Here is a 25,028-nt window from a genome sequence, read left to right as displayed (position 1 = left end):
GAGTTTAATGACAACCATTCTAATTGTAGAGGATGACCGTCTCTTAAACGAGGGGCTGAAGTTCATGCTTGCAAAAGAAAACTATAATATTATTCAGGCCTATTCTTTTCAGGAGGCGGCTTCTAGAATTCAGGATCAGACCATCGGTCTGGTCCTTTTGGACATTAATCTCCCAGATGGGAGTGGTCTTGCACTGTGCCAGGAAATTCGGCGAACGAGTTCCATTCCGGTTATATTTCTAACTGCCAACGATACTGAGCAGGATATGGTAGCTGGATTTGGGCTAGGAGCTGATGATTATATTGCGAAGCCATTTAGCATGGTCGTACTTTTGCAGCGTGTTAAGGCTGTTCTTCGACGAACAGGCACTGATGGGGGCTCAGAGCTGTTTCAATACAAGGATATTACAATTAACTCAGCCAAAATGAAGGTTTATAAATATGGGCAAGAAATAAAACTAACCACCAATGAGTATCGTCTCCTTGCTATCTTAACCGAGAATAGCGGTCAGGTCCTTACTCGGAGGTTAATGCTGGAGAAGCTATGGGATATAGAAGGTAATTTCGTGGATGAGAATACGCTAAGCGTAAATATTCGTAGGCTACGGGCCAAAATTGAGGATGATCCTAAAGATTGTCAATACATTAAAACCGTATTCGGCATTGGCTACACATGGGGAGAGTAAGGATGAAGAACCCTTTTAGAAAAATTATTTGGAGCTCGTTCACCCTTTTGGCAGTAGTCGTTGTGTTGTTTGTATCAATGCTTATCTATTATATGCCTGAGAAGCATGTAGTTATTGGATGCGTGGTGTTTATTAGCGTGATGGCTCTGCTGTTTATAAGCTTTGTGCTCGCGCTTCGTAAAGAAATGCTAAACACGCTATCTTCATTGTCGGGATTGATTCAAGATCTTATTAATGGACAAATGACTCAGATGTTCCCGGTGCAGGAGGATACACTCCTCTCTAAATTACAGCATCAGGTTATTCAATTATCTGAGCTGTTGTCTTCGCAGAAGCAGCGCTACCGTGAAGAGAGTCATGAAGTCAAAACATTGATCTCTGATATCTCTCATCAACTGAAGACCCCTTTAGCCAATTTAGGGATGTATAACAGTCTTCTTATGGATGAAGGGCTCCCCGCTGAAACACGCAGTGAATTTACCCGCCATATGGGTAGTCAGATTGAGAAGCTGTCTTGGCTTATGGAGAATCTGATCAAGTTATCACGGCTCGAATCCGGTATTATAGAGCTTCATGCTGCGGAGAAGCATAATCTTGAGAATACTGTGCTGTCAGCCATCAAACAGGCATTTCCAGCAGCCGAGCAAAAGAATATAGAGATCTTACTGGAAATGGATCAGGAGATTACGCTGCAACATGATCCCAAGTGGACGGGAGAAGCTATCTATAACATCATCGATAATGCTCTGAAATATACGCTCGGGTCCTGCAGTGTTAGAATTACGATTCGCAGATATGATCTTTTTGCAAGGATTGATATTGCTGATGGTGGAATAGGAATTCCTGTCGCTGAGATGAATGACATTTTCAAACGATTTTATCGAGGAACGGGTTGTAATGGAACAGAAGGTGTTGGTATAGGCCTTTATTTAGCCCGTAAAATTGTGACCGAGCAGGGTGGATATATAAAAGTGAGATCGGAGTTAAGTAAAGGAAGTGTTTTTTCTATATTTTTGCCGTTACGCTGATTCTGAATGTACTCTAAGCTTAGCCCCCTAAATTGGGGGTTTTTCTCATTAAAGTCGCTATTTCATGGAGGAAAAGTGCTTTGCTAGCCCTATAGTGGTCTGCAGTCGCACAGCTACCTCGACTAAGGTCCAGTACCAAAAACCGTCGTTGGTCTGTTTTGAAAGTCTGCGAATTGCTCTAGAATAAGGCTATAAGGTTAAGGACAACGAAAGGCGGTGAGAAAATAATGCAAAGAAGACAAGGAAACGGATTGGCGGTTGTGCTGATTGTGATTGGTGCGGTAATGCTACTCGGTTTAGCGCTTCCTCTGATTCACGGTATTTTCAGACTACTGTTCCCAGTATTGCTGGTTGTTCTCGGGTACTATGGGATTAAGAGTGGACGCAAGGTTATCGGTTGGGTACTAATGTTCATTGGTGTCATGACCTTGATCGCGAAGCTTTCCTGGATCATCGGACCACTGCTAGGTGTGGCGTTGATCGTATGGGGAGTGTCAGCTTTAAAGGGTAGAAGAAATGGTACTTATTAAGAAGAATTGTACTTAAACAAGAAGCAGGGAGGGAGCAGGAGATTATGAGTGTTTTTCGTCGCATGAGGGATATTACAGTAGCTAATCTAAATGAACGTCTAGAGCAAAGTCAAGATCCTGTGAAGCTAATTGATCAATTTCTACATTCAACTCGCGAGGAAATCAGTGAAGCTGAAAGACTGTATCAGCAATACGCTTCCCATACGAAGCAATTGCAGCAGCAAGTGAATCAAGCGACTGCCATGAGAAATAAACGTGAGGAACAGGCGTTACTCGCATTAAAAGCGGGCGAAGATCATCTGGCAAAGCTGGCTTTGCAAGAAAAGATCATTCACGAGGAAAAGTTGGAGCAGTACAGCGGGCTACTTGAACAAAGTAAGCAATCCTTGTTTGAACTTGAAGGACAGCTGAATGAGCTGAAAATAGAGTATCAGACAGTGTACAGCAAACGTCAGTATTACGCGGCACGGATGGAGTCGCTGAGACTACAGCAACGTATGAACCAAAGAGCAAGTGCTTATGGTAACGGCGGTGATGTTCCCAAAATGTTCGGACGTCTGGAAGATCGGATGTCAGATTGGGAATTAGAAGCGAAGAGCTTGCGCGATGTGCGTCGCATGGGACAGGAATATGCGGTGCAAGCAGGTGAGACTGTAGCAACCGTACTCGAAAGAGAAATGGCTCGCTTAAAGGAGAAACTGAACAATGGTGGAAAGGAGTAGCGCTATGAGTCGATTATATCGTTCAACTAGAGATAAAGTGATGACGGGTCTTGCAGGTGGATTATCTGAGACACTCGGTATTGATTCCACGCTATTCCGGATTCTGTTACTGGTCAGCATTCCGTTTACAGGAGGTGCCGTGATTCCAGTGTACTTCATTGCAGCGCTGGTCATTCCGAAGGAGCCTACGCATTATAATCCTTTCGGACCAGGCCCTGGTGCACCGGGTGGCCCATTCGATGGTCCTTACTCAGGTAGACCGGAACATGGACACGGACCGCATGCTAATGGCGGACATGGACCTTATGGACGCCAACCTAACTACAATCCTAATTTTGAGAAGAACAACGCATATTCAGCTCCGGATTCCGGTTTGGATGCGATGATGAAGGATATCGAGAAGAAGGCTTTGCAAAAAGAAGTAGAAGAACTCAAACAAAAACTGTCTAAATATGAGAAAGGGGAATTGTAAATCATGGGAGTATTTCAAAGAATTAAAGATATGACTAAGGCGTCGGTAAATGACTTGTTGGATAAGGTAGAGGACCCAATCGTAATGCTTAACCAATATCTGCGCGATATGGAGGCTGAAATCCACGAAGCAGAAGTTACAGTTGCCAAGCAAATGGCGAACGAACGCCGCATGAAACAACGCGTGGAAGAAGCAGCAAAAATGTCCGCACAACGTGGAGCACAAGCTGAATTGGCACTGAAAAACGGCCAAGAAGAAGTGACTCGCAAGCTGTTGGAAGAAAAAATCTACTTCGATCAAAAACAAGCGGAATACAGCGATCTTCATGCTCAAGCTGAAGTGCAAGCGAAGGAATTGGTTGGGCAGCTGCATGATATGAAGGATGAATTCTACAAGCTGCGCAACAAGCGTAACGAGCTCGTATCCCGTGCTCAAATGGCTAAAGCGAAGAAACAAATGACGCAAATCAGCAGCGTACATTCCATCGAAAGTGGCAGTGCGTCACTCGGATTCCACCGGATGGAAGAGAAGATTATGCAGCTTGAAGCAGAAGCAGATGTAATGCGTGCACCTTACAGCCCATCCGCTGCCTACACAAAACCAGTCGATGTTGAGAAGCAACTGAAAGTGGATGAGCAACTGGCTGCACTGAGAAGCAAGCTGAATGATACACCGGCTGCTCCTTCTTTAAACAAAAAAGAAGAATAAATCCTGTTCCTAAAACTTAAGTAGATATGATATGCTGGACAAGAAGAAGCCATACGGTATGGATCTCCATACCGATATGGCTTTTGTAGCGGCTGGCTATAATATATTGATGGTTGTAGTTTTGCTTACGAAGTTAGTTTTGCTACGCAAAACTTTTAGGAGGTGCGAAATGGATAAACGAAACCGTTTGATTGCCATCGGACTGATCGGTGTTGGCTGCATGATGATTTTTGGTAGATGGCTCGGCTTTTTCTCCATTGTCGCGCTTCTATTCCTGTTCCTAGGAGTCTACCGCACGACGTCAGGAAAAGTGAAGCAGGGTTATAAGCTGCTCGGGATTGGCGCTATATTACTTTTGCTGGATCATTTGGTGCTCGTGCTGGGGATTTGTTTGATTTCATTGGGGATGTTTTTTACTAAATCCAAAAGAGTTCAGCGTAAGGAAGGGTTTATGCAGAAGCAAAACTTTTCGTCTAGATTTGACTGGGATCGCTCACCCTGGGTGATGCATAGCCTCAGCTCATGGCATATCCTTGGAGAGGCCGATCTTGATCTTTCACTGGCTATGGCGGAGCAAAAGGAAACGGTTATGCTGTTTCAAGGAATCTTTGGTGATATGGACATTCAATTGTCAGATGATTATGGTGTGGAAATAGAAGCCTTTGTGCTTTTTGGATCGATTGAATTCGGTAATGGGCGCGATACTGGTATGCTAAACCGTCTGAATTGGAAGTCCCCTAACTATGAGAGCAGTGAATATAAGGTAAAGTTTAGTGTGTCTTATTTGATGGGAGATTTGGATGTGCGATTATCCTGATTAGTTTGATACAGAAGGGAGGGTCCCCGTATGGATAAAAAGAACAAAAATATGATGTCACGCAGTATGGGTGAGGGGGCTCTGTTCTCTTTTGTCATGCTGCTTGTGATATTGTACACCATGTATACATATGGCTATTTAAAGCCTTTTGAAAGCTGGATGATTGGATTACGCACGGCATTTACTCTAATTCTGCTGCCCATGGGGTTCGGGGTTGGCTTTGGTTTCTATCAGAGCTTCCGAGTAAAGCGAAAGTTGGAACGCCTGAGAGAAACTCTCGTATTGTGGGAGAAGGGAAACTTAACGCTATCTATGCCTGACTTGGGTGACGATGAGCTGGGAAGGCTCGGAGAACAATTAGGCCGAATTAGTGGAAAATGGGAAAACCAAGTGACAACACTGCAGCGATTGTCTACAAATAACGCGAAGCTCGCGGAGCAAGCACGAGTATCTGCTATTATGGAAGAGCGCCAGCGGCTTGCGCGTGAATTGCATGATGCAGTCTCACAGCAGTTGTTCGCGATCTCTATGACCGCCACGGCTGTAGGCCGGACGCTGGAGAAGGATTTTGACAAGGCGCAACGGCAAATTGCACTTATCGAAGAAATGTCTGCTGTAGCCCAATCAGAGATGAGAGCACTATTGCTTCATTTAAGACCTGTTTATTTGGAAGGTAAGGGATTAGAGCAGGGGCTGCAGGAGTTGATCAAGGAACTTAAGGTTAAGGTTCCGATTGAAATCGTGTTCGAGATGGACCCTGATGTACAATTGCTAAAAGGGGTAGAGAATCACTTATTCCGTATTGTGCAGGAGGCAATCTCCAATACGCTTCGTCATGCGAAAGCAGAAAAGATGGAAATCAGGCTGCATCGGCGAGGAGATACGGTTCGTTTGACGCTCCGTGATGATGGGATTGGTTTTGAATTGGATGATAGTAAACAAACTTCCTACGGTTTGTCGAATATGCAGGAGCGGATGAATGAAATCGGAGGTTCCATTCAGTTTATTACCGCTCCGGGTAAAGGAATGCGGATTGAAATTACCGTTCCGTTAGTCAATGAATAATAGGAGGAAAGAGTGACCATGGAGATGGAGGAAGCCATTAAGGTATTGCTTGTAGATGATCATGAAATGGTACGGATCGGACTAGCTGCTGTTCTAGGTACTGAAGACGGAATTGAAGTCGTAGGGGAAGCTGGAAGTGGTGAGGAAGGTATCCGCCTGGCACAAGAGTACAATCCGGATGTAGTCCTGATGGATCTCGTAATGGATGGGATGGATGGGATTGAAACGACCAAACACTTAATGAAGCAGTATCCCGAAATCAAAGTTATTGTGTTGACAAGCTATCTGGATGATGAAAAAATGTATCCGGTGATTGAAGCAGGTGCGTTCAGTTATCTACTAAAGACCTCACGAGCTAGTGAAGTGGCAGATGCCATACGCGCTGCGGCAAGAGGCCAGTCTGTACTGGAGTCACAGGTCGCCTCTAAAATGATGAATCGTTTTCGAAACAATGCAAAGGGTGAATCCCCTGCTTATAAAGAGCTTACGGAGCGCGAGATGGAAGTATTACGTCTGCTGGCGCAAGGTAAATCGAATCAGGATATCGCGGACCAACTAATTATTGGGATCAAGACTGTGAAATTTCATGTAACGAATATTCTCGCGAAGCTGGGTGTGGAAGACCGGACCCAAGCAGCAATTTATGCATATAAAAATGGACTAGCTGAATAGAAACCAAAGGACTGAAGCCTCTTGCTTCAGTCTTTTTTTAATGATGGACCAGGTTTAGAATCTCCTAATTCGTACATACTGTCTAGTAGATTGCTAGAGAGGTTCGAAAGGGAGAATAAATTATGCTGAAGACTATGTTGAACAATGGAACAAAAAAAGGGACTCTTTTTATATTATTATTCCTGTGCTGCATTGTAGCTCTACTGGTAAACCTTCAAAGTGCTAAAGCAAAATCAATCGATCAAGACGAAGTTGTTTCACAAGCATCAGTAACATCGGAACTGAATGGTTCTCTGATGAGTTTAATAGATCTCGGGACGAAAACAACGGTATCTGGTTCACCACTGCGTATCGTCTTAAAATGGCAAGGGGCAATCAGTGGTTACAATGATCCTTCTGTTGAAGTGGCTAAGCTTAGCGCCCGCCTTGGATTGACAGTACCGTCAGGAATCGATGAAGATGGGCATATGACCTATCGTTCAGCAGCGGTAAAACCATATGGATCACGTCTCTCCTTATTTTGGAGTGAGCTTGAAGAAGGAAATAGTTATGTTATTGTGACGTTAGATACAGCTGATTTAAAGGATGAAGCTAGCTTTCAGGGGCTTGCTGATGAAGTAAGTACAAATCTAGAACAAAGTAACATCAAGGCAGAGTGGAATGCATCTCTTCAAGGAATCGCTGATCAACAAGGAGGACCAGAAGGCGTATTGTCGCAAACGGAAGGGTCACTTAAAGAGCAGTTTAAAACCGTGAGTGAGAAAGAGAACTATAAGGATGTAGCAACAGTTAGCCGTACGTATTCAATTCCTGATTTGAAACGCTCTATAGTTAGCGGTAACCATTCGGTTTCAGCGCAAATCGCAGTGCATCAGGAAGATCAAAATGGGACGAATCGCCTAACCATTGGTTTTCCATTAATCACCATCGAATACTGACAAATCCCTCTATTATAAGCGAAGATATAAATAGTAATAAGAAATTTTAATTGAAATTTGCGAAATCCCGAGAGTATTTGTCAGGAATCTGATAGCATCCTTTTTAGGAATATGCTAAAATGACATAACGTCGTTTTCTCGACGCTGAGAATGTCAATAAACTATATTACATACAGAAAGATGAGGAGCCATGGCTGAAAATCAAACCCTTGATGCACTGCACACACCCGGTGCTGTCTTTTTTATCTTTGGGGCAACCGGAGATTTAGCCCGGCGTAAGCTTTTCCCGGCGATTTACAGCTTGTACCGTGAAGGTAAGCTGGCACATGATTTTGCGGTAATTGGCGTGGCGCGGCGCCCGCGTACTCAGGAAGAATTTAGAAGTGATGTGAAGGAATCCATCCTTGAATTCTGCCGTTATAAAGCGGGAGAAGAGAACGAATGGAATGAGTTTGTACAGCATTTTGAATACAAATCTCTGGACATCAACGATATTGATGGCTTCCGTGAATTAAGAGCTCAAACAGAAGCTCTTGAAGAGAAGTTTAGAATTCCGGGCAATCGGATGTTCTATCTTGCGCTGGCACCTGAATTGTTCGGCAGTGTCTCATTCAACCTTAAGGCTGGCGGCATGCTGGATAGCACAGGTTGGAATCGCCTCGTCATCGAGAAGCCTTTTGGATATAATCTGGAGTCAGCTGAGCAGCTGAACGAGCAGATCCGTGAGGTATTCAAGGAAGAGGAGATCTACCGGATCGATCATTATCTTGGTAAAGAAATGGTTCAGAATATCGAAGTCATTCGTTTTGCAAATGCTTTTTTCGAACCGCTTTGGAATAATAAGCATATTGCCAATATTCAAATTACACTTGGCGAAACCGTAGGTGTTGAAGAGCGTGGTGGTTATTATGACCATGCTGGAGCGTTACGGGATATGGGCCAGAATCATATATTGCAACTGCTGACTATGATCGCAATGGAACCACCAAGCCGTCTGCTTGCAGAAGATATTCGTGACGAGAAGGTGAAGGTACTTCGTTCACTTCGTCCTTATGGTACATCTGACGAAGTTCGTGAGAACGTCGTGAGAGCACAGTATATTCAAGGCTTGCATAATGGAAAGACCCTTCCTGCTTATCGTCAGGAAGATAAGGTTGATCCTGAATCGAGTACTGAGACGTATTTTGCTGCCCGTGTGTTTGTAGATAACTTCCGCTGGGCTGGAGTTCCTTTCTATATTCGTACAGGTAAACGTCTACCGGTGAAGACAACGGAAGTGGTAGTTGAGTTCAAGGGAATGCCAACCAATGTTTATTTGGGACAAAAGCATACGCTGGAGCCTAACCTGCTTGTTATCCGTGTGAACCCTATGGAAGGCATTTATGTAAAGATTAATGCCAAGAAGCCGGGTTCCGAGTCTGAAATTCAACCACTAGCTATGGACTTCTGTCAGAGCTGCTTGGTTGGAATCAATTCCCCGGAAGCTTACGAGCGCTTGCTGCATGACGCGGCACGTGGAGATTCCACTTATTTCACTCGTTGGGATGAGGTATCGTCAGCATGGTCGTTCGTGGATCGTATTGCGAAGGCTTGGAAAGAAGAGTCGAGTGATCTATCTGCTTATCCTGCTGGCACTTGGGGTCCGGTTGAAGCGGATCAATTGCTTGCTCAGGATGGCTTCCATTGGTGGCCGGTAAACGGTCAGGAAGAAGATAATGTAGTATGGCTGAAGAATAACTAAACTTTGCGTTAATGCTATCTCCCTGCAGAGGATGCAGGGAGATTTTTTGTAATGCTGAGATTAGAGAACACTCAGCCTCCCCAGGTCGCTTGGGCCAACAAGGTCACTCAGCCCCCTAGGCCACTCTGGCTCCAAATGCCGCTCGGGCGACAGGAGCATTTTTAAAATAACTGCACTTTGTACAATTAAAATCACATATTGGGTGGAAATTAGTCTTTTAAGTGTATTCTCTGCAACTATTTTCTCCGCATAAGGCCGAATAGCTAGCACATTGAATTTTTAATTGCATCAAATACAACTAAAGGCGATTGGAAATGCTAATACTTCTTATAAGTGTAGGAAATACAACTATTTTACTATAAGAGACTGCGGAGAAATGTGAAACGAAATCAAGGGAGGGGCCTATATTCAACGGGGGGCCATGGGGAGCCCTGTTTTCAATTAACACACACCTCTTTGGGACGATCGAACGGACCTTATCCTCCAAAATGCATGTTTTAGTCGAGCTTACGGACAAATGTATGCGAAAAACCTAATACAATGTGCCGCCAGTAACGTAAACGAACCAAATGTATGCGAAAAACCGAATACAGTGTGCCTCCGGTAACGTAAACGAGCCAAATGTATGCGAAAAACCGAATACAATGTGCCGCCGGTAACGTAAACGAGCCGATTGTATGCGGAAAACCGAATACAATGTGCCGCTGGTAACGTAAACGAGCCGATTGTATGCGAAAAACCGAATACAATGTGCCGCCAGTAACGTAAACGAACCAAATGTATGCGAAAAACCGAATACAGTGTGCCTCCGGTAACGTAAACGAGCTAGCGCTGTTATCTGCCCTGAATCACCCTGGAATGGGCTTGTTATTAGGGAAAAAGTGCAATAAGGACGCAGACAGGCGTTTTTCTTCTTGAACAATGGGAACTGGTGAACAGGATATAGACCTGATTTGGGAGATATTTTGCTGCAAAAGCTTTTTAGTAGATAATGTCTGCCGGATTTTGATATACTTTAGAGGATGCTTTCACTTGAAGCGGACTGGAGCTAGACCTAAGATAGCTATTCATTCAGAAATGAAGGGGTATGAACAATGAGCAGAGCACCGATTTGAAGATAACCCCAGTGTAATTGAAGCAGAAGCAGGAATTTTATATATGAAGGGATATGTGTAATGAACAAAGCAATAGATCAGAAGCTGCAAAAGGAAGTGGACAGACGCAGAACCTTTGCGATCATTTCCCACCCGGATGCGGGTAAAACAACTTTAACAGAAAAACTACTGTTATTCGGTGGTGCTATCCGTCTGGCGGGAACGGTTAAGGCCCGTAAGGCGAACAAGCATGCAACGAGTGACTGGATGGAAATTGAAAAGCAACGGGGGATTTCTGTTACTTCCTCTGTGATGCAGTTTGATTATTTGAATCACCGCGTGAATATTTTGGATACACCGGGTCACCAAGACTTTAGTGAGGACACCTACCGTACACTAACAGCAGCGGATAGTGCGGTCATGCTTATCGACGTGGCAAAAGGTGTGGAAACCCAAACGACCAAGCTGTTTCAGGTATGTGCTAAACGTGGGATTCCAATCTTTACTTTTATCAATAAGCTGGACCGTGAAGGACGCAGTCCGTTTGATCTAATGGAAGAGCTGGAGCAGGTACTGGGTATTCGCTCTGTGCCTATGAACTGGCCGATTGGTAGTGGACGTGAGCTATGCGGCGTATATGACCGGATGAAGAATCAGGTGGAGCTGTTCCAAGGTGACGATCACTCCGTAATCAAGGTGCAAAAGGTTGACGGATATCGTGATCCAATCATTCGTGAAATGGCTGGGGAATATCTGCATGATCAACTGTGTCAGGATCTGGAGCTACTGGATGTAGCAGGCGATGCTTTTGACTATGAAAAAGTACTAAGTGGTGAACTCACACCTGTGTTCTTTGGTAGTGCAATCAACAATTTCGGCGTACAGACTTTCCTCGATAATTTCTTGGATCTGGCACCGAAGCCTGAACCACGCCGTAGTACTACAGGTTTGGTAGAACCAATGAACGAGAAGTTTACTGGCTATGTGTTCAAAATCCAAGCTAATATGAACCCGGCTCACCGTGACCGGATTGCTTTTCTACGTATTGTGTCCGGGAAGTTCGAACGAGGTATGAGCGTGAAGCATGTACGTGCGGGTAAGGACATTAAGCTGGCCCAGCCGCAACAATTCTTAGCGCAAGACCGTGATATCGTAGAGGAAGCTTATCCGGGAGATATTATCGGGTTGTTTGATCCAGGTATTTTTAGAATTGGAGATACACTGAGTCAGGCCGGAGATTTGGAATTCGATGAGCTGCCAACATTCTCACCAGAGATTTTTGCTAAAGTGAGTATTAAAAATGCTTTGAAATCGAAGCAGTTCCAAAAGGGTGTCGATCAGCTGACTGAAGAGGGTATGATTCAAGTATTCCGTACGGTTAACTTTGACGATATTCTGCTCGGTGTAGTTGGACAACTGCAGTTTGAAGTGTTCGAGTACCGCATGAAGGGTGAATATGGTGTGGATGTTCAGTTGCAGCGTATGCCATACCAGTTCGCGCGTTGGATCGTAGATGAGGCTAAACCGGATGCGAGTAAGTTCCGTATTAACTCTACGCTCGTTACAGATAAGAAGGGCAATTTTGTCGTATTGTTCGAGAATGAATATGCTATGCGGACAGCGATGGATAAGAACCCGACAGCTACGTTCCTAGAGATGGCTCCAAAAGCATTGCTATAGTAAGGAAGCTACAACTTTCTGATTGTTAATAAAAACCTCCGCCTTCAGCGTGCAACTGCACAATGGGAAAGCGGAGGTTTTTGACTAGTTGCGGCTAGTTATGACGTGATATTCCCGGGAGTAATCGTCTCCAGGTGATCATGGAGCATAGAAACCAAATTATCTTGCTTAGCGGTGTCTAAGTCCTTCCATATCATTTCAAACACGGCGCCAAGTCCCGGGAGTGCTGCTTCCGGTCCGTCTACCGAGCCTTCGATCATATGCCGCAAATCTTCTTCAGATTGACCATGCACTTTATGAATAATCGCCTGGCGTAAGTCAATAGTAACCGACATAAAGTACCTCCTTTTTGAAATATAGTGATATTCACTTCGTTTTAATGTACCCTGTATAGGTGCTGGAAATTCAAGTTTTTGTTTGTGTATGCTATACTGTTTTAGATATAGAAATGCTACGGGAGGTACATAAGACATGGCCAAAAAACAATATGCCATCATTGGCATGGGGCGTTTCGGATCCAGTGTTGCGAGAGCACTCAGCGGTATGGGGTTTGACGTACTTGCGATTGATGCGGACGAGCAGCGGACACAGGAGATTTCAAATATAGTAACACACGCCGTATCTGCAGATTCAACGGATGAAGAAGCGCTGCGCGCACTTGGTATTCGCAATTTTGATGTGGTGGTTGTGGCTATTGGAGAGGACATCCAAGCAAGCATTCTTACAACTTTAATCCTGAAGGACCTTGGTGTACCAGCAATTATCGCAAAAGCAAAAAGTGAGCTGCACGGCAAAGTATTAGGGAAAATCGGTGCAGACAAGGTGATTTATCCTGAACGGGATATGGGAATGCGGGTTGCGCATCATTTGGCTTCGCCTAATATATTAGATTATATCGAGCTGTCGCCTGACTATAGTATTTTGGACATGAAGGTATCCGGATCGATGATCGGGAAAAATCTACAGGAGCTCGATATCCGTGCAAAATATGGCTGTAACGTAATGGCTATTCGCCAAGGTGAAGAGATGAACATCTCCCCTCGCGCAGAGGATCGCTTGATCGATGGGGATATCCTTGTAATCGTTGGGCATAAAGATAACCTGACGAAGCTGGAGATCGCGTATCAGTAGGTGAGTGTCCTGATAGAGTACGTTATTCCGAGGAAAGTTGGACTTCCGGTCGCTGTTGTCTCCAGATTTTTTGATTTGAACCGCTTGCTGCGGATAAAATCCCGAGACAAAGGCGAGCGCTACGCTCCCACAGTTCCAAATTTCCTCTCCATAACGTAATCATCAGGTTTATATGGGATTAGAAATGAAGAAGAATAAAGATAAAGAGCAAAAAATATAAGAGCAAGAATAACTGGCAAGGCATAAGAAAGGAAGACTTTATGGAAATCATGTCTCCGCAAAATACGCGGGTTAAAGAGTGGGCCGGGCTGCAGGAGAAAAAGCACCGTGACAAGGCTCGTAAATATATCGTAGAAGGCGTTCATCTGGTACAGGAAGCGCTGCTGGCTGAAGCAGATGTGGAATGCCTTGCTTATGACCTGGACAAGGGAATGCCCGCTGAACTGAAGGGGCTTCTTCAGTCCGTTCAGGGCATGGATGTGATCGGCGTAACAGCGGCGATCATCTCGAAATGCAGCAGCACTAATACACCGCAGCCGGTGTTCGCCATCGTGCGGAAGGAACAGCAGGCGGTAGAGGCTATCCTAGCGAAGAAGGACAGCCTGGTAGTTGTCCTGGACGGTGTCCAGGACCCCGGTAATGTCGGCACCATCATCCGCAGCGCGGATGCAGCGGGAGCAGACGGAGTGATCCTCGGCCAAGGCTGTGCCGACCTCTACAATCCGAAGACCATTCGTTCCACGATGGGCTCGATGTTTCATCTCCCGGTGGTGGAGGGAGATTTAAGTGAGATTTTGCCACAGGCCCGGGAACGCGGGGCGTTGCTGGTAAGTACTTCGCTGCAGGGAGAAGAATCGTGCTATCAGCATGATTTTCACGGCAGTCAGTGGTTGCTGATTGGCAGTGAGGGCAAAGGCATTTCGCCGGAAACTGCGCGACTCGTGGACAAGAGTATCATCATCCCGATGGCAGGCCGCGCTGAATCACTAAATGCGGCGATGGCGGCGACGATTTTGCTGTTTGAGGGAATGAGACAGCGAGAGGCATAAGCTGCTTATAAAAAAGGAACGGACGATAAAAAAACTGCAAGCTCATGATTGAGTTGCAGTTTTTTTGTCGTTTTTAAGAAGCCTGCTCAAACTGGCTATTGTAGAGCTCTGCATAGAATCCGTTCTGAGCCAGCAATTCTGCGTGGCTGCCGCTTTCCAAGATATCGCCGTCCTTCAGGACCAGAATCACATCAGCATTCTTGATCGTTGAGAGCCGGTGTGCGATAACGAAAGAGGTTCTGCCTTCCATAAGCTTATCCATTGCCTGCTGAATCAGCAGCTCTGTACGGGTATCCACCGAGCTTGTAGCTTCATCAAGAATGAGCATCGGCGCATCTTTCAGCATCGCGCGAGCGATGGTCAGCTGCTGCTTTTGTCCGGCGGACAGATTAACTTTATCGTTCAGTACGGTGTTGTATCCGTCACTTAAGGATTTAATGAAGCGGTGCAGGCCAACGGACTTGCAAGCCTCTATAAGCTTCTCGTCTGTAATGTTCTGCTGATTGTAAATCAGGTTCTCTTTGATGGTACCCTCAAACAGCCAGGTATCCTGCAGGACCATACAGAACAGATCATGAATGTTCTCTCTCGTAAGGCTGCTGATCGGCGTATCATCGATGTAGATTTCTCCACCCGTTAATTCGTTGAACCGGATGAGCAGATTGACCAACGTAGTTTTGCCTGCGCCGGTAGGACCAACGATCGCCACTTTTTGCCCAGGTTTTACATCTGTCGAGAAGTTATTGATAATCAGTTTTTCTGAAGTCTCATACGCAAATTGTACTTGGTCAAATTTCACTTTACCTTTAGCAGTTGGCAGTGTGTTCTCTTTGTGACTCTCGTCTTCCATTTCCTCAGCCTCCAGAAATTCGAACACGCGTCCGCCAGCTGCAGATGCAGCTTGCAGGCTCTGCGCGGCCTGGGCAATCTGAGACAACGGCTGGGTAAAGTAACGTACATACATAATGAAGGCGACGATAACCCCAAATGAAATCGTACCGTTCATGGCGAGTACACCTCCAACGATACAGACGGCAACGAATCCAAGATTACCAATAAAGCCCATCAGGGGTGGCATCAGCCCAGAGAGGAATTGTGCTTTGAAGGCGCTGTTCTTCAGTCCCTGATTTAATTCCTGGAAGGTAGTGCGCATCTGCGCTTCGCCATTATACGCTTTAACTACATTATGTCCTGTGTACACTTCTTCGACATGACCGTTGATTTTACCTAAATACTCCTGCTGGCTAGCAAAATATTTCTGCGATTTCTTCATAATGACCACCATAAGGCCAAAGCCGATGATCGTTGCCACGATAGCGGTAAGGGTCATAATTACATTGGTCTTCAGCATCATGACGATCGAACCGACGAACATAGCAAAGGCGGTTACGACATTACCAATACTCTGATTCATCGATTGCCCGATGGTATCTACATCATTCGTTACCCGGGATAAAATATCACCTGTGGCCGATTTATTATAGTAGGAGATTGGAAGTTTGTTCATTTTATGAGCCAGATCAGTTCTTAATTTCTTCGAGACCTTCTGGGTAATAATCGACATGATCAAGCCTTGCGAGAGTGACAACAACGCACCGACGCCATAAATTACGACGAGGGTAATGCCAATGGTAGTAATGCCGTCCATATCGATGCTGCCGGCAAGACCAGCTGTAATTTTGTCGGTGATCTCAGAGAGTTTGTCCGGGCCGAATAACGTGAGCACCGTTCCAGCTGCCGCGCAGATTAGCGCAATCACAATAACCGGAACATATTTACGGCAGTAGCGGAGCAGCTTGCTCCATGTATTCTGGCCTTTATTTTTGGTTTTCATTATGCAAGCTCCTCCTTCGTAAGCTGAGAATAAGCAATTTCCTGATAGACGTCGCAGGACTGCATTAGTTCGTCATGGGTTCCCATACCTGCGATTCGTCCGGCTTCCAGCACAATGATCTTGTCGGCATCTTTAATCGTACCAATACGCTGTGCAACGATCAGCATCGTTGAATCATGCGCGTCTTTCTTAAGCTCACTGCGCAGTTTGCGGTCAGTCTTATAGTCAAGCGCGGAGAAAGAATCGTCAAAGATTAATATTTCTGGACGCCGGGCAATCGCTCTGGCAATCGACAACCGCTGTTTTTGCCCGCCAGACAGATTCGTACCGCCTTGGGCGATATGGGCATCATAGTTCCCCTCTAGCTTTTCTACAAATTCAGAGGATTGGGAAGTGTACACCGCATCTACAATATCTGAACTGAGGACCTGACCGGATCCGTTCTCACCAAATGCAATATTGGAGGACACTGTTCCGCCAAATAGAACAGCCTTCTGAGAGACATAGCCCATTTTATTCCGCAGCGCTTGCTGGTCGTATTCTCTGACATTAATACCATTTACCAGCACTTCGCCTTCTGTAGCATCATAGAAACGGGGAATGAGGTTAACAAGTGTACTTTTCCCGCAGCCTGTAGATCCGATAAAAGCAACCGTCTCCCCCTGCTTCGCCGTGAAGCTGATGTTCTCCAACACATATTCCTCTGCATCTGGATATTTGAAGCTAACCCCCTTGAATTCAATCTCATCTTCTCTCTTCACAGGGAATTGAGTTACTGATCCATTCTTCAAGCTAGGTACTGTGTCTAGCACTTCATTGATACGTTTAGCCGATACTTGAGCACGGGGCAGTAGAATAAAGATCATAATCAGCATCATAAAGGCCATAACCACTTGCATGGCATAAGATGAGAATACGATCATATCTGAGAACAAGCTCATCTTGGCAGTACCCCCAGCTGCTTGAATGAGCACTGCACCCACCCAATAGATGGAGAGACTGAGTCCACTCATAATCAAAGTAATACTCGGCATCAATAGGGTCATCACATTGTTGGCAAATAGGTTGGTACTGGTAAGCTCGTTGTTAGCTACAGCGAACTTCTGTTCTTGATATTCCTCGGCATTATACGCCCGGATGACACGAAGACCGTTAAGATTCTCTCTGGATACACGATTCAGATTATCTGTAAGCAGCTGCAGCTTTTTAAATTTCGGCAGGACGAGCACGATACAGACTGCGACAATAACTACTAGCAATGCGACCGCGGCACCTGTCGTAAGAGTCCACTCCCAGCTTTTGCCCGAAATCTTGAGTATCGCCCACACTGCGAGGATGGGTGCTTTCACAAGTAGCTGTAAGCCGATCACAATCAGCATTTGTACTTGCGTGATGTCATTCGTGGAACGGGTAATTAGACTGGCCGTTGAGAAGTTGCTGATCTCCTCCATGGAGAAGGACTGCACCTTATCGAACAATTTGGAACGCAGTCTTGCAGACAAATCGGCCGCTATTCTTGCAGCAATGCCCGCTACAACAACCGAGGTCGCCAGACTGCCAAGAGCACAGAGTAGCATCCAACCGCCTGCGACAAGGATTTCATTCATTTCGCTTCCTGGTGTCTGGATCAGCCGGGTAATATCACTCATGTAGTCAGGCAGTTCTAAATCCAGCCAGACTTGAGCGATAATGAACATGAGACTGATACCGAATAAGAACCATTCTTTGGGTTCCAGATTCTTGAGTAATTTCAACATAAGAATGACTCCTTTGCATTATCGTTGCTATGATCTTAACGGAGAATGATAAACTGAAAGTTAACTTTTGCTATGAAAAGAAAGAAGAGACCGTCCCTTAAGCCATAGAATGACTGCTTGGGGTGGTCTCTTCTGTTTGAGCAGATATACTTGAACACATTAGCATTTTATAAAAAATACACATAATCTATGAATTCTTTAATAAAGTCTGCGCCAGTTTCACTTTTCCTTTTTTGATACATTGTGAATCCAACACTTTCATACATCCGTTGAGCAGGGGTTAAATCGTCATTCGTGGTTACAATAATTTTTGTTACATCATTCTGGGTGATTCTATTAATTGCCTCTTGAAGCTGGATTTTACCATAGCCATTGCCTTTATGTTTTGAAGCAATGCAATTATGCCCAATTTCTGCATACTCAGGCATGTTTCTCGGGTCCCACACCACAAATCCGATGGGTTCATCATTTACAGTTGTGATAAAAGCATATTTATCTGCAATTTGTAAATGGTCAAAGAAAAAGTTGTCAAAATCCTGCCAATCAGAAATAGAGCTTTGTTCATATCTGCGATCAAATGAATACGCATCTGTCAATAATTCAAGGAGAATTCCCCGGTTAAAGCCGCTCAGTTTTTTGAATTGTACACTCATTTACTGGTAACCCCCAATTCTTTATTTACCTTTTTAAAATCGGGGAGCAGCACGGTAAAAGTGGTTCCTTGCATTGGAACACTGTCGCAGGTGACGGTTCCGCCGTGCAGCTCAATGATTTTTCGGACAATCGTAAGTCCCAGGCCATTACCGGCAGTAGAGTGAGAGGTATCTTGCTGATAGAACTTGTCGAAGACCTTGGGAAGTGCACTTGGACTGATGCCTGCTCCATTATCACGGAACGTAATTTCAACCTGATCTTTCAACTGCCTCATAGTAACTTCGATTTCGCCGTGCTCGGGAGTGAATTTAATCGCATTGTCCAATAAATTCAGCCAGACCTGGTTCAGCATCTCTTTATTCCCAGGTACCATATAGTCCTGTACGTTTGCTTTGAAGGAAATATTCTTTTTCGTAAGTTTAGTATGAAGTAGCAGGACACATTGGCGAATTTGTTCTCCGACATTGAAGGGCTGCCGGTCGGTTAATATTGCCTGTGCTTCCACTTTGGAGAGGTTCAATACATTGGAGGCCAGTGTAGCCAGACGGGTAGATTCCTCGATAACAATATCCAGATATTCATTCCGTTCATCCTTACTCAGCTCGTCATCCTTCAGGATTTCAGCGAACCCTTTAATCGACACAATCGGAGTACGGAATTCATGGGAGAAATTGTTTACAAAGTCTGTTCGCAGAATTTCAATGCCACCCAGTTCCTCGGCCATCCGGTTAATATTCTCGGAAAGAATCTTGAATTCCGGAGGGTGCTTGAGCTGCAGCCGCATGGAGAAATCGCCTCCGGCCAGTTGGTCAATGGCATCAATAAATGTGCGGATTGATTTCAGCATTCTGCGACTGGTAATTACTGATGTGACGGTGCCGATAATAATGCAGGCGATCAGTATAATCAAGGTGAGAATTTTTTTGTCCTGAAGAATCCGCTCATCAAGTAGGCCGAAGGCCAAGGACAAGTAGGTCAGAATTCCGGTGATTAACACTGTAATGAGGAAAATAATGAATACAGCAAGCGAGAAGTAGATTGGCAGACTGATTTTGCTGCTTAGCTTTTTGATCATTTTCTCACCGCCTTGTATCCGAGACCGCGGACGGACACAAGTTCGAATTCCGGATAGTTTTCAAACCGTTTCCGCAAGCGGTTGATATGTACATTAACCGTAGTGTCCGTAGTCTCGCTGTCCATCCCCCAGATTTCGTCCATCAGCTGGATTCGAGTGAAAATGCGCTCCGGATAGGATAAAAGCTTATAAAGGAGATGGAATTCCTTCTGGGGAAGTGTCTGTTTTTCATTGTCTCGAGTTACTGTTAACGTATCGAAATCAAGAATAATTTTACCGACTACAAGCTTACGGGCGCTTACAATCTGCGAGCGGCGCAGAAGGGCTTGTATTCTCAACAGCATTTCTTCTGTATCTACAGGTTTGGTCATATAATCGTCGGTTCCGAGGCGAAAGCCTTTTTTCTTATCTTCTGGAAGCTGTTTGGCCGTGGCCATGAGGATCGGGATCATATTGTTCGCATTCCTTAGCTCCTCGGCAAATTCATAACCATCCATCCCCGGCATCATGATATCGAGAATAATTAGATCAATATGCTGGATTTCAAGAACTTCCAGTGCCTGGATTCCATTCTCGGCTGTTAACACTTCATAACCTTCCCGTTTCAGGACAGCGTTCATCAACTTTCTGACATGCTTATCGTCTTCCACAACGAGGATCTTAATCATGGTTTCACTCCAATAGGTTCTGGTTTTGACCGCTTGTTCCCATAATTCTAATTGATAAAAGTGCTAAAGACAAAATCCTTAGCGGTTGGGCAAACTAGTTGTCTCCCGTTGAATTAGTTGAAACGACAGCGGCTGCAGCTCCATGTCCCTACCAAGCAGCGCTGGAGCCAACAGAAGAAAAGCATTCTCCGCTTGTCCCGCAATCGGATTCAGAATGGTCGTGATTCCAAGAGTTCGCGACAGCTCTGAATTATCAAAACCAACGATGGCGAGATCCCCGGGTACGTCCAATTTGTGCCTGCGTGCTTCGTTGAGAATACCCGCTGCCACCAAATCATTGGAGCACAGAATCGCATCTGGCCGGTCTGTTTCATCCATAAGGGAGCGCAGCAACTGCTCTCCGTCGTGGATACTGTAAATCGTAGAGTAATACCATTTCTCCATAACGGGCAGATTATATTTGGTCATGATTTGCTCATAGGCCAGGCGTCTGCTGTGGGTATTGATGCTGCTAGGACGGCCGAAAGCATTAGCGATGCGCTTATAACCTCGCTCTATCAGATGCTCCAGAGCAAGTGCATATCCATCATACTGGTTCATGGCAACGGACGGTATTTCAGGATGGTCCATACGCTGCCAGGATACGATTGGCCCGTATTTGCAGTAGGAAGAGATAACATTCTGTGCGTTGACGGAGGTCAGGATGAGCAGGGCGTCGACTCGTTTCATTTTGAGATCCTCAAAGGCCTGAAGCTCCTTCTGCTTATCCCCGCCGGTAGTATAAATAATCGTCTGATAACCATAATGATCGGAGATTTCGACGAAGCTGTTCATAAAGCTCAGAATAAGCTCGTTTAGGTCCATGGTGATCATGCCGATTTGCTGCGTTTGACCTTTGGATAAAGAAATGGCATTGCGGTTAGGGACATAGTCCGTCTCCTTCATGATGGCGAGAATTTTCTCACGAGTCTCCTTACTAACATGGGGCGATTCGTTTAGGACGCGGGATACCGTGGCTTTGGAAAAGCCTGACAGTTTAGCGATTTCGTCAAGAGTGGACATCGGCTTGTTCTCCTTCGCATGATTAGTACTTGACATGTAACGCGTTCCAAGGTTTAGGATTCGAATTAGAGCAGTAATCCTATACTATCACAATAGCAAAGGCGGGAAGAAATATGGAATTGCAATTTCCAAAAGGATTCTTATGGGGCGGTGCTGTAGCAGCCAATCAGCTTGAAGGGGCGTATCAGGAGGATGGTAAAGGATGGTCCACCCAAGATGTTATGCCGAAGGGGATTAAGTCTGCGCCTACAGAGGTTCCTACCGACGATAATATGAAGCTGGTGGGAATCGATTTCTATCACCGATATAAAGAAGATATTAAGCTGTTCGCGGAAATGGGCTTTAAAGTGTTTCGGACGTCTATTGCCTGGTCCCGGATTTTTCCGAAAGGGGACGAGCTGGAGCCCAATGAAAAAGGTCTGCAGTTTTACGACGACCTATTCGATGAGTGTCATAAATACGGCATCGAGCCACTGGTGACTATCTCCCATTATGAAACTCCGCTGCATTTGGCAAGAGAATATGATGGATGGGTTAACCGTAAGATGGTGGATTTTTATGAGCGCTATGTGAGAACGATATATAATCGTTACAAGAACAAGGTTAAATATTGGCTGACCTTTAACGAGATTAACTCCATTCTTGAGTTCCCATTTATGAGTGGAGGGATCAATACGCCGTTAGAGAAATTGAGTAAGCAGGATCTGTATCAAGCTATTCATCATGAGTTCGTAGCAAGTGCTCTGGCTGTGAAGATCGGACATGAGATTAATCCAGACTTCCAAATCGGGTGTATGGTGCTTAGCATGCCGATTTATCCGCTCACTCCGCATCCGGACGATTTGATCAAGGCGATGCAAAGTGATCACAAAAATATGTTCTTTGCGGATGTTCATGCTAGAGGGTATTACCCCGGCTATATGAAGCGGTTCTTCAAAGAAAATGGGATTCACATTCATTTTGAGCCAGGGGACGAAGAGATTCTGAAGCATACTGTGGATTTCATATCGTTCAGTTACTATATGAGCACTTGTGAAACGGCTGATCCAGAGAAACAGATCAGAGGAGAAGGGAACCTGCTGGGTGGGGTGCCTAATCCGTATCTGGAAGCGAGCGAATGGGGCTGGCAGATCGACCCGCAAGGCTTGCGTTATGTTATGAATATGTTCTACGACCGATATCAGAAACCGCTGTTTATCGTGGAAAATGGTCTTGGCGCTGTCGATCAGCTGGTATTAGATGGGAACGGCGAAAAGGTAATAAACGACGACTATCGGATCAATTATTTACGAGATCATCTGGTTCAGGTCGCGGAGGCTATTGCCGACGGAGTGGAAGTCATGGGCTATACAAGCTGGGGCTGCATCGACTTGGTTAGCGCAACGAGCGCCGAACTAAAGAAACGTTATGGCTTCATTTATGTGGACCGTCATGACGATAGCTCGGGCACTCTTGAGAGATTCCGGAAAAAGTCCTTCCACTGGTACAAAGAAGTGATTGAATCCAACGGGCAGAACCTGTTCTAGTATGCCGGTTGACATCATGAATTGAACATGTTAATTTGTAAGTAACAATTAATCGGATATCAGGATTGCTACTGCATAGCAGGCAAAACCTAAGTTTCATTTATGTTTACGGGAGATTTCTCTCTCGTGCATGAATGTGATTTAGGTTTTTTTGCGTTCATTCCTTCTCGATTGATTAATATATCGGTTACCAAAGGGGTGTAGGATAATGAGTTATGAACAGCTGGGTAAAGACATCATTCAATCTGTCGGTGGAGAGAAAAATATTAACAACGTAATTCACTGTGCTACTCGACTAAGATTCACGCTTAATGATGAACAGAAAGTTGATAAAGAAAAGCTGGATAAAATGGAAGGGATTATTGGTGCAGTTAGCAAAGGGGGACAATTCCAAGTCATTGTGGGTACCCATGTTGCTGATGTTTATAAAGAGATAAGCAAATCCATATCCCCTAATAGTAATTCTGGCGATAATACGGTTAAGAAACCTATAGGAACCTTGATTTTTGATGTGATTTCTAGAAGCTTCTCGCCTTTAATTGGTGCCTTAGCGGGTGCAGGTATGTTGAAAGCGCTGTTAACCGTACTGACTTCGTTAAATATTTTAGCGGCGGATGGAGAGACTTACAAAGTATTAGCCGGCGCTAGTAATGCTGTGTTTTACTTTCTGCCAATTTTCCTAGGCATTACGTTATCGATTAGACTTGGTGTAAATGCTTATGTAGGGGGCGCTATCGGTGCGGCTTTACTCGAACCTAATATTACGGGATTAGCCAGTGTTGAATCTCCACATTTTCTAGGTATTCCTTTAGTAATGTCGGATTATTCATCGAGCGTTTTTCCGATTTTCATCGCCATCTGTATATATGCTTTATTAGATAAGCAACTAAGAAAATTTATACACAAGGATTTACAATTGTTCTTGGTACCTATGTTATGTTTGATGTTGATTGTTCCTTTGACCATTTTGGTTTTCGGACCGTTTGGAGTAAATGTAGGGAACTTAATCGGAGACGCTATTGTGTTCCTCAGCAGTAAGAGTGGTATTATTACGGGTGCAATTGTGGGGATTTCCTGGACGTACCTGACCGTGCTCGGTTTGCACTGGGGACTCGTTCCGATTATTCTTGAAAACATTGCTAAGGGTGGAGATCCGATCTATGCAATGGCAGGTATGGCTATTTTCGCCCAACTTGGTGTAGCCTTAGGGATTTTCTTGAAAACAAAAGACAAAAAGTTGAAAACATTGGCCGGAAGTACCTTTTTACCTGGCGCGCTCTCAGGCGTAACTGAACCTATTATTTACGGATTGTTGACACGTTACAAACGGACTTTTATTTATGTATCTATTGCCGGTGGTCTAGGTGGAGCGATGTCAGGTCTTGCTGGTGTAAAAATGGAAGTATTCGCATTTGTGAGCGTATTAAGTCTTCCTGCATTCTCACCTTTGGCTATTCAAGCGATCATAGCTCTTGGGACGATTATATTGGCTACGGTGATTACGATGTTCTTTGGTTTTGAAGACAAAAAGAAAGCGAATGCTGTGGAAGAAACATCGAATGGTGTAGAAGAAAAGACGAATATGAATACTGAAAAGAGCGAGAATATTCTCCCACACGCTGTGAAAAGTACAACTGTTGTAAGCCCTCTTGCCGGTAACGTAATCCCTTTGTCCTCCGTAGATGATGCTGCATTTGCTTCTGAAGCAATGGGTAAGGGGATGGCAATTGAACCTTCAGAAGGTAAGCTGTACTCCCCAGTAAGCGGGGTTGTATCCACCATTTTTAGAACAGGCCATTGTATTGCAGTCGTATCGGATGATGGCGTTGAAGTTCTAATCCATATCGGTATAGAAACTGTGAAGTTAAAAGGGAAATACTTTGATGTGAAAGTGGAAGAAGGAGCAACGGTTAAGCAGGGTGACCTACTGATTGAATTTGATCTCGAACAAATAAAAAATGAAGGCTATCAAAGCACAACGCCGATCATTATCACCAATACAGCTAACTATAGTGACGTCATTGGCACTAAAAAAGCAGCGATCACACCGGGCGAAGATTTGTTGACGGTAGTAGTTTGATTTAGTGGTAGGTCATAAGAATTAAAACGAAATCGATCTC

General features: G+C 44.8%; 23 protein-coding genes. 16 read left to right on the top strand and 7 right to left on the bottom strand.

The genetic code is table 11. The features are described from left to right. Positions 1-7 precede the first annotated feature (7 nt). From ACFWMP_RS26830 to ACFWMP_RS26775, 12 genes are all read left to right on the top strand, one after another. Positions 8-685 (top strand): response regulator transcription factor, encoded by a 678-nt coding sequence (locus tag ACFWMP_RS26830; RefSeq protein WP_379425286.1) that lies wholly within the window; start codon positions 8-10, stop codon positions 683-685. A 2-nt stretch (positions 686-687) separates the two neighbouring features. Continuing rightward, positions 688-1,713 carry a sensor histidine kinase gene (locus tag ACFWMP_RS26825; protein ID WP_379425284.1) on the top strand — a complete coding sequence of 342 codons (1,026 nt, stop codon included), beginning with the start codon at positions 688-690 and terminating at the stop codon, positions 1,711-1,713. 227 nt (positions 1,714-1,940) lie between these two features. Then, complete coding sequence (locus ACFWMP_RS26820) at positions 1,941-2,243, top strand: LiaF transmembrane domain-containing protein (RefSeq protein WP_042191767.1); 303 nt, start codon at positions 1,941-1,943, stop codon at positions 2,241-2,243. A gap of 44 nt (positions 2,244-2,287) precedes the next feature. Next, positions 2,288-2,965 (top strand): PspA/IM30 family protein, encoded by a 678-nt coding sequence (locus ACFWMP_RS26815; protein WP_042130994.1) that lies wholly within the window; start codon positions 2,288-2,290, stop codon positions 2,963-2,965. A gap of 4 nt (positions 2,966-2,969) precedes the next feature. Further along, positions 2,970-3,437, top strand: a complete 468-nt coding sequence (locus ACFWMP_RS26810; RefSeq protein ID WP_042194525.1) for a PspC domain-containing protein — start codon at positions 2,970-2,972, stop codon at positions 3,435-3,437. A 3-nt stretch (positions 3,438-3,440) separates the two neighbouring features. Next, positions 3,441-4,145 (top strand): PspA/IM30 family protein, encoded by a 705-nt coding sequence (locus ACFWMP_RS26805; RefSeq protein ID WP_042191765.1) that lies wholly within the window; start codon positions 3,441-3,443, stop codon positions 4,143-4,145. 169 nt (positions 4,146-4,314) lie between these two features. Then, positions 4,315-4,962: a cell wall-active antibiotics response protein LiaF gene (liaF, locus tag ACFWMP_RS26800; protein ID WP_042191763.1), complete on the top strand. Its 648-nt coding sequence runs from the start codon at positions 4,315-4,317 to the stop codon at positions 4,960-4,962. A gap of 30 nt (positions 4,963-4,992) precedes the next feature. Next, positions 4,993-6,027: a sensor histidine kinase gene (locus ACFWMP_RS26795; RefSeq protein ID WP_042191761.1), complete on the top strand. Its 1,035-nt coding sequence runs from the start codon at positions 4,993-4,995 to the stop codon at positions 6,025-6,027. Between the two features lie 18 nt (positions 6,028-6,045). After that, entirely contained in the window at positions 6,046-6,699 is a 654-nt protein-coding gene (locus tag ACFWMP_RS26790) for a response regulator (RefSeq protein ID WP_179085807.1), read from the top strand. A gap of 122 nt (positions 6,700-6,821) precedes the next feature. Further along, entirely contained in the window at positions 6,822-7,637 is an 816-nt protein-coding gene (locus ACFWMP_RS26785) for a YwmB family TATA-box binding protein (RefSeq protein WP_379425279.1), read from the top strand. A 190-nt stretch (positions 7,638-7,827) separates the two neighbouring features. Then, the gene (gene zwf / locus ACFWMP_RS26780) at positions 7,828-9,378 is read left to right on the top strand and encodes a glucose-6-phosphate dehydrogenase (RefSeq protein ID WP_042191750.1); all 1,551 of its coding nucleotides are present in this window, start codon (positions 7,828-7,830) and stop codon (positions 9,376-9,378) included. A gap of 1,175 nt (positions 9,379-10,553) precedes the next feature. Next, the gene (locus ACFWMP_RS26775) at positions 10,554-12,152 is read left to right on the top strand and encodes a peptide chain release factor 3 (protein ID WP_042191749.1); all 1,599 of its coding nucleotides are present in this window, start codon (positions 10,554-10,556) and stop codon (positions 12,150-12,152) included. Positions 12,153-12,250: 98 nt separating this feature from the next. Here the strand turns inward: ACFWMP_RS26775 and ACFWMP_RS26770 are convergent, their stop codons facing one another. Then, positions 12,251-12,487 carry a small acid-soluble spore protein SspI gene (locus ACFWMP_RS26770; protein WP_042191747.1) on the bottom strand — a complete coding sequence of 79 codons (237 nt, stop codon included), beginning with the start codon at positions 12,485-12,487 and terminating at the stop codon, positions 12,251-12,253. A gap of 136 nt (positions 12,488-12,623) precedes the next feature. Here ACFWMP_RS26770 and ACFWMP_RS26765 point away from each other — a divergent pair, with 136 nt between their 5' ends. Both ACFWMP_RS26765 and ACFWMP_RS26760 read left to right on the top strand, forming a co-directional pair. After that, a complete protein-coding gene (locus ACFWMP_RS26765) occupies positions 12,624-13,283 on the top strand; it encodes a potassium channel family protein (RefSeq protein WP_042191745.1) in 660 nt (219 codons plus the stop codon). Positions 13,284-13,543: 260 nt separating this feature from the next. Beyond that, complete coding sequence (locus ACFWMP_RS26760) at positions 13,544-14,332, top strand: TrmH family RNA methyltransferase (RefSeq protein ID WP_042194519.1); 789 nt, start codon at positions 13,544-13,546, stop codon at positions 14,330-14,332. A gap of 73 nt (positions 14,333-14,405) precedes the next feature. On the opposite strand, the gene ACFWMP_RS26755 is transcribed toward ACFWMP_RS26760, so the two are convergent. The 6 genes from ACFWMP_RS26755 to ACFWMP_RS26730 form a co-directional block, all read right to left on the bottom strand. After that, positions 14,406-16,166, bottom strand: coding sequence for an ABC transporter ATP-binding protein (locus ACFWMP_RS26755; protein ID WP_379425275.1), 1,761 nt, complete (start codon positions 16,164-16,166; stop codon positions 14,406-14,408). Then, positions 16,166-17,923, bottom strand: a complete 1,758-nt coding sequence (locus tag ACFWMP_RS26750) for an ABC transporter ATP-binding protein (protein ID WP_379425273.1) — start codon at positions 17,921-17,923, stop codon at positions 16,166-16,168. Before ACFWMP_RS26750 ends, ACFWMP_RS26755 begins: the two co-directional genes overlap by 1 nt. Before the next feature lie 167 nt (positions 17,924-18,090). Beyond that, on the bottom strand, positions 18,091-18,576 hold the full coding sequence (locus tag ACFWMP_RS26745; RefSeq protein ID WP_379425271.1) for a GNAT family N-acetyltransferase: 486 nt from the start codon (positions 18,574-18,576) through the stop codon (positions 18,091-18,093). Beyond that, positions 18,573-19,652: a HAMP domain-containing sensor histidine kinase gene (locus ACFWMP_RS26740; protein WP_379425269.1), complete on the bottom strand. Its 1,080-nt coding sequence runs from the start codon at positions 19,650-19,652 to the stop codon at positions 18,573-18,575. The genes ACFWMP_RS26745 and ACFWMP_RS26740 overlap by 4 nt, the downstream gene beginning before the upstream one ends. Further along, positions 19,649-20,320, bottom strand: coding sequence for a response regulator transcription factor (locus tag ACFWMP_RS26735; protein WP_042191734.1), 672 nt, complete (start codon positions 20,318-20,320; stop codon positions 19,649-19,651). The genes ACFWMP_RS26740 and ACFWMP_RS26735 overlap by 4 nt, the downstream gene beginning before the upstream one ends. A gap of 78 nt (positions 20,321-20,398) precedes the next feature. Next, positions 20,399-21,382, bottom strand: a complete 984-nt coding sequence (locus ACFWMP_RS26730; protein WP_042191732.1) for a LacI family DNA-binding transcriptional regulator — start codon at positions 21,380-21,382, stop codon at positions 20,399-20,401. Between the two features lie 113 nt (positions 21,383-21,495). On the opposite strand from ACFWMP_RS26730, the gene ACFWMP_RS26725 reads away from it, so the two are divergent. Both ACFWMP_RS26725 and ACFWMP_RS26720 read left to right on the top strand, forming a co-directional pair. Continuing rightward, positions 21,496-22,908: a glycoside hydrolase family 1 protein gene (locus tag ACFWMP_RS26725; protein WP_379425266.1), complete on the top strand. Its 1,413-nt coding sequence runs from the start codon at positions 21,496-21,498 to the stop codon at positions 22,906-22,908. Positions 22,909-23,116: 208 nt separating this feature from the next. Beyond that, positions 23,117-24,988 (top strand): beta-glucoside-specific PTS transporter subunit IIABC, encoded by a 1,872-nt coding sequence (locus ACFWMP_RS26720; RefSeq protein WP_379425264.1) that lies wholly within the window; start codon positions 23,117-23,119, stop codon positions 24,986-24,988. Positions 24,989-25,028: the final 40 nt, after the last annotated feature.

Origin of the sequence: Paenibacillus sp. NPDC058367, assembly GCF_042723305.1 — a bacterium.
Lineage (GTDB): Bacteria > Bacillota > Bacilli > Paenibacillales > Paenibacillaceae > Paenibacillus_AQ.
This window is presented reverse-complemented; position numbering and strand designations above follow the sequence as displayed.

Excerpts from the sequence above, each read along its gene's own strand:
- zwf (WP_042191750.1), top strand. The coding sequence starts at position 7,828 with ATGGCTGAAAATCAAACCCTTGATGCACTGCACACACCCGGTGCTGTC.
- ACFWMP_RS26770 (WP_042191747.1), bottom strand. The coding sequence starts at position 12,487 with ATGTCGGTTACTATTGACTTACGCCAGGCGATTATTCATAAAGTGCAT.
- ACFWMP_RS26740 (WP_379425269.1), bottom strand. The coding sequence starts at position 19,652 with ATGATCAAAAAGCTAAGCAGCAAAATCAGTCTGCCAATCTACTTCTCG.
- ACFWMP_RS26785 (WP_379425279.1), top strand. The coding sequence starts at position 6,822 with ATGCTGAAGACTATGTTGAACAATGGAACAAAAAAAGGGACTCTTTTT.
- ACFWMP_RS26750 (WP_379425273.1), bottom strand. The coding sequence starts at position 17,923 with ATGTTGAAATTACTCAAGAATCTGGAACCCAAAGAATGGTTCTTATTC.
- ACFWMP_RS26830 (WP_379425286.1), top strand. The coding sequence starts at position 8 with ATGACAACCATTCTAATTGTAGAGGATGACCGTCTCTTAAACGAGGGG.
- ACFWMP_RS26755 (WP_379425275.1), bottom strand. The coding sequence starts at position 16,166 with ATGAAAACCAAAAATAAAGGCCAGAATACATGGAGCAAGCTGCTCCGC.
- ACFWMP_RS26820 (WP_042191767.1), top strand. The coding sequence starts at position 1,941 with ATGCAAAGAAGACAAGGAAACGGATTGGCGGTTGTGCTGATTGTGATT.
- ACFWMP_RS26805 (WP_042191765.1), top strand. The coding sequence starts at position 3,441 with ATGGGAGTATTTCAAAGAATTAAAGATATGACTAAGGCGTCGGTAAAT.
- ACFWMP_RS26730 (WP_042191732.1), bottom strand. The coding sequence starts at position 21,382 with ATGTCCACTCTTGACGAAATCGCTAAACTGTCAGGCTTTTCCAAAGCC.
- ACFWMP_RS26810 (WP_042194525.1), top strand. The coding sequence starts at position 2,970 with ATGAGTCGATTATATCGTTCAACTAGAGATAAAGTGATGACGGGTCTT.
- ACFWMP_RS26760 (WP_042194519.1), top strand. The coding sequence starts at position 13,544 with ATGGAAATCATGTCTCCGCAAAATACGCGGGTTAAAGAGTGGGCCGGG.
- ACFWMP_RS26775 (WP_042191749.1), top strand. The coding sequence starts at position 10,554 with ATGAACAAAGCAATAGATCAGAAGCTGCAAAAGGAAGTGGACAGACGC.
- ACFWMP_RS26735 (WP_042191734.1), bottom strand. The coding sequence starts at position 20,320 with ATGATTAAGATCCTCGTTGTGGAAGACGATAAGCATGTCAGAAAGTTG.
- ACFWMP_RS26795 (WP_042191761.1), top strand. The coding sequence starts at position 4,993 with ATGGATAAAAAGAACAAAAATATGATGTCACGCAGTATGGGTGAGGGG.
- ACFWMP_RS26815 (WP_042130994.1), top strand. The coding sequence starts at position 2,288 with ATGAGTGTTTTTCGTCGCATGAGGGATATTACAGTAGCTAATCTAAAT.
- ACFWMP_RS26765 (WP_042191745.1), top strand. The coding sequence starts at position 12,624 with ATGGCCAAAAAACAATATGCCATCATTGGCATGGGGCGTTTCGGATCC.
- liaF (WP_042191763.1), top strand. The coding sequence starts at position 4,315 with ATGGATAAACGAAACCGTTTGATTGCCATCGGACTGATCGGTGTTGGC.
- ACFWMP_RS26725 (WP_379425266.1), top strand. The coding sequence starts at position 21,496 with ATGGAATTGCAATTTCCAAAAGGATTCTTATGGGGCGGTGCTGTAGCA.
- ACFWMP_RS26720 (WP_379425264.1), top strand. The coding sequence starts at position 23,117 with ATGAGTTATGAACAGCTGGGTAAAGACATCATTCAATCTGTCGGTGGA.
- ACFWMP_RS26745 (WP_379425271.1), bottom strand. The coding sequence starts at position 18,576 with ATGAGTGTACAATTCAAAAAACTGAGCGGCTTTAACCGGGGAATTCTC.
- ACFWMP_RS26790 (WP_179085807.1), top strand. The coding sequence starts at position 6,046 with ATGGAGATGGAGGAAGCCATTAAGGTATTGCTTGTAGATGATCATGAA.
- ACFWMP_RS26825 (WP_379425284.1), top strand. The coding sequence starts at position 688 with ATGAAGAACCCTTTTAGAAAAATTATTTGGAGCTCGTTCACCCTTTTG.